This is a genomic window from Arthrobacter sp. H41 (assembly GCF_000520535.1).
In the GTDB taxonomy this organism is placed as follows: Bacteria; Actinomycetota; Actinomycetes; order Actinomycetales; family Micrococcaceae; genus Arthrobacter_D.
Map to the genome: position 1 here is coordinate 18,769 of NZ_KI914777.1, position 6,721 is coordinate 25,489.

Below are 6,721 nucleotides of genomic sequence, written 5' to 3' on the forward strand. Positions count from 1 at the left end.
TCAGCCGTTGCGGGAGCGCCAGCCGCTCCGGCCGGTCCGCGGGTGCCCCGATCGGCCCGCAGCGGGCCCAGCGTGTCAGCACCGTCGGAGATTTCAGCACCGTCAAGGGTCGTGGTCATGATTCAAGCCCATCACTTCGCACTGACATTTCCGTTCCGATCACCGAGGAGTCCGGCATCGTGGCCGGCCGAAGACACGCACGTACACCCTCCACCGCCTCGAACTCGCGTTCTCCCGGTACCCATCGGGCGATTTCCAGGTCCACGATGAACGTCCCGCCCGGCTGTTCCGGGTTCCGGGGTGCGTACCGGGGCGGAGGCCGGACCGCGTTCCGGAGCGGCGTCCTCTCCTGCAGGTAGTGTTCCAGTGCCCGTTCCGCGAGCCCGCGCGGAGGGAGCCCGCCCGCCCGCAGGACGCGCCACCAGGGGATGTCGTCGCCGCCGCGGCTCATTGCTGCCCCGACCTGGCGCGGCCCGCCTGCTTCGAGGAGCTCCGCGACATCTCCGTAGGTCACGACACGGCCGGCAGGTACCAACCGCGCCACCTCAAGGACGGCTTCGCTGTAGTCGAGGCGCCGGCAGTTCCGGCGACAGCCGAAGTTCCGCTGCTCGGCATCATCGCAGGAAGAAGTACCGGCGGTTTCCCTACTCATGATCTCCAGCCTAACCGCGGCGGCCTGCCCGGAAATGTCGGTGCACCGCGCTAGCCTTGGCGCATGACCAGCTGGCAGGAACTACCACGGGCAGCCTTCGATCTCGAGACCACGGGACGGGACCCCCGGAACGCCCGCATCGTCACGGCGTCGATTCTCCTGGTGGACAGCGACGGCTCGCCGCTGGAGCACCACGAGTGGTTGGCAGACCCGGGAATTCCCATTCCCGAGGAGGCCGCGGCCATCCACGGAGTGTCCACCGAACACGCCCGCACCTATGGACAGCCCGCGGCGAAGGTGGTGATGGAAGTGGCTGCTGTGCTGGCCCGCCTGTTCGACGCCGGAGTTCCAGTGCTCGCCTTCAACGCCCGGTACGATTTCACCGTTCTGGAGCGCGAGGGCCAACGGCACGGCGTCTCCATACCGACCCCGCGCCCGGTCCTGGACCCGTTCATCATGGACAAGCAGGCCGATCGGTACCGCAGGGGTAAGCGGACCCTCACCGCGATGTGCGCCCACTACGGGATCGACTTCGAGCACGCGCACACCTCGGCGGCGGACGTCCTTGCCACACTCCGCGTGGGTGCGGTTCTTGCGCACCGCTTCCCGCTGCTGGCCCGTCCTGCCGAGGAGCTTCACAGTGCCCAGCTCGTCTGGGCCGAACGACAGGCCTCAAGTTTCCAGGAATACCTGAGGCGTACCGATCCGGCCGCCGTGATCGAATGCGCCTGGCCCGTTCTTCCGGCCGGATCACCGAAGGAGGCGGAAGTGCAGTCGGTACCCGTCGCCGCAGCGCCGGCACTCCTCGAAGCCTGAATCCGGTGGGCACGTGCGTTGCCGCACGTGCCCACCGGGCTCGACCAACGCCGCAGGGGCGAGGGCGTCAGACCGGCTGGGCCCCGGCAGCAGCGGCCGCCGCGGCAGGAAGTGCCGCGAAGATCTTCTCCATGGCGGCGTCGTCATGGGCCGCGGAAAGGAACCAGGCCTCGAAGACCGACGGCGGGAGGTAGACGCCTGAATCCAGCATCGAATGGAAGAAGGGCCCGTAGCGGAACGCTTCCTGCCCTTGCGCATCCGCGTAATTGTGCACGCCCTTGGCGGAGGTACCGAACGCTACGCTGAAGAGGCTGCCGGCGCGCTGGATGGAGTGGTCCACCCCTGCGCGCCCGAGCTCGTCGGAAAGAGCAGTGGAAAGCTCAAGGGAGCGGGCGTCCACGTGGCGGTACACGTCGTCGGTGGCGGCGGTGAGCGTCGCCACGCCGGCCGCCATCGCGAGCGGGTTGCCGGAGAGGGTGCCGGCCTGGTAGACGGGCCCGATCGGGGCAAGGTAGTTCATCACATCCGCGCGGCCGCCCAGTGCCGCAGCGGGAATACCGCCGCCGATCACCTTCCCGAACGTGAGGAGGTCGGGAGTCCACGGATCCGCTGCGTCCGGAGCCCCTCCGGTCAGGCCCCAGTAGCCTCCCGGAGCCGTCCGGAACCCCGTCATGACCTCGTCCACGATGAAGAGCGCACCATGATCGGCCGTCACGCGGGACAGGAAGGCGTTGAAGCCCTCCTGCGGCGTAACCACACCCATGTTGGCCGGCGCTGCCTCGGTGATGACTGCCGCGATGCGCGGGCCGTGCTCCGCGAAGGCCTGCTGGACCGCTTCGACGTCGTTGTACGGCAGCACGAGGGTCTCCGCCGTCGTCGCCTCGGTCACTCCTGCGGATCCGGGAAGTGCCAGCGTCGCGACGCCCGAGCCGGCGGCTGCCAGGAGGCTGTCCACGTGACCGTGGTAGCAGCCCGCGAATTTGATGATCAGGTTGCGGTTGGTGAAGCCGCGGGCCAGCCGGACCGCGGTCATGGTGGCCTCGGTGCCGGTCGACACCATCCTCAGGAGGTCCACGGCGGGAACCCGCTCCTTGACGATCTCGGCGAGGTCGGCTTCCGCCGGCGTCGACGCTCCGAACGTCAGCCCATGGTCGACGGCACGGTGCACCGCCGCGAGAACGTCCGGATGCGAGTGGCCCAGCAGCGCCGGCCCCCACGATCCCACGAGGTCGACATAGGTCGTGCCGTCGGCATCGGTCACATACGCGCCCTGGGCATCGACGAGGAATCTGGGGGTGCCGCCGACCGAGCCGAAGGCCCGGACGGGCGAATTCACCCCGCCGGGCATCAGGGAACGTGCGCGCTCGTACAGGTCTTCGGAAGTGGCCATGGTGTCCTCAGTTGGAGTTGTCGTCGAGCCAGAGCGCAAGCTCCGAGGCCCAGTAGGTCAGGATCATCTGCGCACCGGCCCGCTTGATGCTGAGGACCGATTCCTCGATCGCCCGGCGACGGTCGATCCAGCCGTTCGCCGCCGCGGCCTCGATCATCGCGTACTCCCCCGAGACCTGGTACGCAGCCACCGGGACGGGGGACATCGCCGCGACGTCGGCGAGGATATCGAGATAGCTCATGGCCGGCTTCACCATGACGAGGTCGGCGCCCTCCTCGATGTCGAGTTCCACCTCGAGCAGCGCCTCACGGCGATTCGCCGCGTCCATCTGGTACGTGCGGCGGTCCCCCTTCAGCTGCGAATCGACGGCCTCCCGGAACGGTCCGTAGAAAGCCGAGGCATACTTCGCGGCGTAGGCGAGCACTACGGTGTCCTGGTGGCCGGCGTCGTCGAGCGCCTGCCGGATCACGGCGACCTGCCCGTCCATCATGCCCGACGGGCCCAGCACGTGGGCCCCCGCTTTCGCCTGCTCGACGGCCATCTGCGCGTAGAGCGCCAGCGTGGTGTCGTTGTCGACGCTGCCGTCCTCGGCAAGCACTCCGCAGTGGCCGTGATCGGTGAACTCATCGAGGCACACATCGCTCATCACGACGAGCGCGTCCCCCACTTCGGAGCGCACATCGGCGATGGCCCGGTTCAGCACCCCGTCGGGATCGATGCCGGCGCTGCCCGTCGCATCCCTGGACAGGGGAATCCCGAACAGCATGATCCCGCCGACGCCCCGCTCCGCGGCTTCGGCCGCAGCCCTCTTGAGTGACTCGGTACTGTGCTGGACCACTCCAGGCATCGAGTGAATGGGCGAGGGCTCGGTCAGCCCCTCCCGGATGAAGGCGGGCAGGACCAGTTCCGAAGGGCTCACGCGGTATTCGGCCGTCAGCCGCCGGAGGGCGGGTGTGGACCTCAGGCGGCGGGGCCGGTGCTGGGGGAAACTCATTGGAACACTCCATTTCTCGGTGCTGTGGATCCGCCGGTGACTGCGCGGACGGCGGCCTCCGCGATTCCCTCAGGGGTGGGCCGGGACGCGACGGCGTCGACGCGAAGGCCCGCGCCTGCCGCGGCGGTTGCGGTGCTGGGTCCGATCGCGATGACCAACGGCGCGGCGCCGACGCCCAGCGGTGCCTCCTTCTCCAGCATGGCATGGAACCGGAGCGCGCTGCTCGGGGAAGTGAGGACCGCCACCACCGGGGCTTTCCCGGCGGTGAGCCGGCGGAATTGCCGGGAATCGATCGGCACGGGAATCCCGCCGTCGCCGGCGGGCACCGGAACCACGAGGCGGTGCGCGGCAGCTGCCGGATAGTCGACAGTGCGGTACACCGTCACGCGGTCGACGGCCCATCCCGCGGCGGTGAGACCCTCGGCAAGGGCGGGGTCGGCGATGTCCGCCTGCGGCAGGAGAACCGCTCCCGGCCCGGCGGGCATCTCATCGAGGAGGCCCCGCGCGGACTGGCTGCCTTCCGGAACCAGGTGGGCCACCACACCGGCACTCGCCAGATACTCCCCGGTGACGCTGCCCGCCGCTGCGATGCGCGGTCCGGCGCGGAGCATTCCCGTCAGCTCCTCGCCGGCTGCGCCGGCGTGCAGCTGGAGCGAAGCCACTGCGGTGACGCTCGTGAACACGACCCACTGGTAGCGGCCCTCGGCCAGGCGGGCCAGCGCTTCCTCCAGCTCCCTGGATCCGGGCACCTGCTCGAAGTCGATGAGGGGCATCACGACGGGCTGTCCACCGAACAGCCGCACCTCGCGGGCCATGGCGGCGGACCGTTCGGGGCTGCGCAGGAGCACGACGCACACGCCTGCCAGCGGAAGGGGAACAGCCTTCATGAGAGCGCGTCCGTCAGCTCTTCAGGGGAGCTATCCCAGCAGCTCCCGCGGTGAGGAGTTCCTCGGCGAGCGCCATGCCCAGTTCGGCAGCGCCGACATTGTCGGCGGCACCGGTGGACCGCGTCCTGCGGATCATCGTCCGACCGTCGAGGCTGCAGACCACCGCCTCGAGGGTCAGGCTCCCCCCCACCACGGAAGCGTGCGCTCCGATGGGGGCTGCGCAGCCGGCCTCGAGCTGGAGCAGGACGGCGCGTTCCGCTGTCACGGCCAGCCGCGTCTCCGCGTGGTCGTAGGAGTCGAGGGCTTCGCGGAGGGAGGTGTCGGCGTCGTCGATCCGGCATTCCACCGCGAGGGCGCCCTGCCCGGGCGCGGGCAGCATGACCGCGGGATCGATGTACTCGGTGATTGCGGCCTGGCGTCCGAGCCGGAGCAGCCCTGCCGCGGCGAGGACGACGGCGTCGAGGTCGCCCGGCGCCCCGTCCACGAGTCCGGCGACCCGGCCGAGCCGCGTATCCACGTTGCCGCGGATATCCACGACGTTCAGGCCAGGACGGGCAGACCGCAGTTGCGCCGCGCGGCGCGGCGATCCGGTGCCAACGGTCGCGCCGTCGGGCAGTGTCGCGAGGGTGAGCCCGTCCCGGGCACACAGCGCGTCTCGGACGTCGGCCCGGGCCGGCACCGAAGCGACGGTCAGGCCGGGCGCCGGGAGCGTCGGGAGGTCCTTGAGGGAGTGCACCGCAAGGTCGCATCGGGTGTCCAGCAGCGCATCGCGCAGGGCGGCCACGAAGACTCCGGTGCCACCGATTTGTGACAGCGATCCCTTCAGGATGTCTCCCTCGGTCCGGACGCGCACCAGATCGTATGGCCGCCCTGCGAGCTCGGCGATGCTCTCGGCGACGGTGGTGGTCTGGGTGAGGGCGAGGGCGCTGCCCCGGGTGCCGACGCGGATCGCCTGCGACATCAGGACCCGGGATTCGGGAGCGACGTCCCCACGGTGGCGTCCACCGCCGCGATGGTGGGTTTCTCGCCCCGCCGGTTGGCGCAGCAGTTGGACCGGCAGACGTCGTACCAGGGACCGAGGTCGGTGGCGGACGGCCGCTCTGCGATGTTGTTCTCGATGGTGCGCTCGGAGATGAGGTCCACCAACCCCGCCACGAATTTCCCGTGGGTGGCCGGGGTGGGTACGCGGCTCGCGACGACGTCCAGCTCGGCGCAGGTCTCGAGGGCCTCCGTGTCGAGGTCCCAGACGACTTCCATGTGGTCGCTCACGAAGCCGAGCGGGACGATCACCACTCCCCGGATTCCTGTACCGGCTCGCTCCCTCAGGGCATCGCTGATATCGGGCTCGAGCCAGGGGATGTGCGGCGCACCCGAGCGGGACTGGTAGACCAGCGACCACTCGACGCCCGCGGCCTCCGGCACGCGGTCCAGCACGGCCTGTGCGGTGGCGAGGTGCTGTGCGACGTAGGCCCCCTGTTCGTGGGCCGGCCCGCCCTCGGCGTTGCGGGGGCCGGAGGCCTCGGCGTCACCGATGGGAATGGAATGGGTGGCGAACATGATGTGCACCGGGGCGCCGTCCTCCCCGCGCTCCTTCAGGCCGGCCCGTACGGCGGCGAGCCCGTCGGTGACCCCGTCGACGAAGGGCTCCACGAACCCGGGGTGGTCGAAGTACTGCCGCACCTTGTCGACCTCGAGCTTGCCTTCGAGCCCGGTCCTGACCAGGGCCATCCCGAGGTCCTCGCGGTACTGCCGGCAGCTCGAGTAGCTCGAGTACGCGCTGGTGGTCACGGCAAGGATGCGCCGGTGTCCGGCGTCGTAGGCCTCCTGCAGCGTGTCGGCGATGAACGGTGCCCAGTTCCGGTTGCCCCAGTACACCGGGAGGTCGACGTCGCGGCGCCGGAGCTCGGCCTCGAGAGCTGCACGGAGCGCGCGGTTCTGGCCGTTGATGGGGCTGACGCCGCCGAAGGCACGGTAGTGGTGGG

The 6,721-nt window shown here is 69.9% G+C and carries 7 protein-coding genes; 1 reads left to right on the top strand and 6 read right to left on the bottom strand.

What is annotated here, in order from left to right; genetic code table 11:
* Positions 1–115 precede the first annotated feature (115 nt).
* Complete coding sequence (locus Y705_RS17545) at positions 116–652, bottom strand: MGMT family protein (RefSeq protein WP_081737800.1); 537 nt, start codon at positions 650–652, stop codon at positions 116–118.
* Positions 653–715: 63 nt separating this feature from the next.
* On the opposite strand from Y705_RS17545, the gene Y705_RS17550 reads away from it, so the two are divergent.
* Entirely contained in the window at positions 716–1,468 is a 753-nt protein-coding gene (locus tag Y705_RS17550; RefSeq protein WP_049822301.1) for a 3'-5' exonuclease, read from the top strand.
* 67 nt (positions 1,469–1,535) lie between these two features.
* On the opposite strand, the gene hemL is transcribed toward Y705_RS17550, so the two are convergent.
* From hemL to Y705_RS17560, 5 genes are all read right to left on the bottom strand, one after another.
* Positions 1,536–2,858, bottom strand: a complete 1,323-nt coding sequence (gene hemL / locus Y705_RS0104990) for a glutamate-1-semialdehyde 2,1-aminomutase (protein WP_026532051.1) — start codon at positions 2,856–2,858, stop codon at positions 1,536–1,538.
* A 7-nt stretch (positions 2,859–2,865) separates the two neighbouring features.
* Positions 2,866–3,852, bottom strand: coding sequence for a porphobilinogen synthase (gene hemB, locus Y705_RS0104995; RefSeq protein WP_026532052.1), 987 nt, complete (start codon positions 3,850–3,852; stop codon positions 2,866–2,868).
* Positions 3,849–4,739, bottom strand: coding sequence for a uroporphyrinogen-III synthase (locus Y705_RS17555; RefSeq protein WP_049822302.1), 891 nt, complete (start codon positions 4,737–4,739; stop codon positions 3,849–3,851). Before Y705_RS17555 ends, hemB begins: the two co-directional genes overlap by 4 nt.
* Before the next feature lie 13 nt (positions 4,740–4,752).
* A complete protein-coding gene (gene hemC / locus Y705_RS0105005; RefSeq protein ID WP_026532053.1) occupies positions 4,753–5,700 on the bottom strand; it encodes a hydroxymethylbilane synthase in 948 nt (315 codons plus the stop codon).
* The coding region (locus Y705_RS17560; protein ID WP_049822303.1) for a ferrochelatase at positions 5,700–6,721 on the bottom strand (1,022 nt) is incomplete at its 5' end. The genes Y705_RS17560 and hemC, both read right to left, overlap by 1 nt.

What these genes read in the sequence shown, in the direction of transcription:
- Y705_RS17545 (WP_081737800.1), bottom strand. Translation starts at nt 652, where the DNA reads ATGAGTAGGGAAACCGCCGGTACTTCTTCCTGCGATGATGCCGAGCAG.
- Y705_RS17550 (WP_049822301.1), top strand. Translation starts at nt 716, where the DNA reads ATGACCAGCTGGCAGGAACTACCACGGGCAGCCTTCGATCTCGAGACC.
- hemL (WP_026532051.1), bottom strand. Translation starts at nt 2,858, where the DNA reads ATGGCCACTTCCGAAGACCTGTACGAGCGCGCACGTTCCCTGATGCCC.
- hemB (WP_026532052.1), bottom strand. Translation starts at nt 3,852, where the DNA reads ATGAGTTTCCCCCAGCACCGGCCCCGCCGCCTGAGGTCCACACCCGCC.
- Y705_RS17555 (WP_049822302.1), bottom strand. Translation starts at nt 4,739, where the DNA reads ATGAAGGCTGTTCCCCTTCCGCTGGCAGGCGTGTGCGTCGTGCTCCTG.
- hemC (WP_026532053.1), bottom strand. Translation starts at nt 5,700, where the DNA reads ATGTCGCAGGCGATCCGCGTCGGCACCCGGGGCAGCGCCCTCGCCCTC.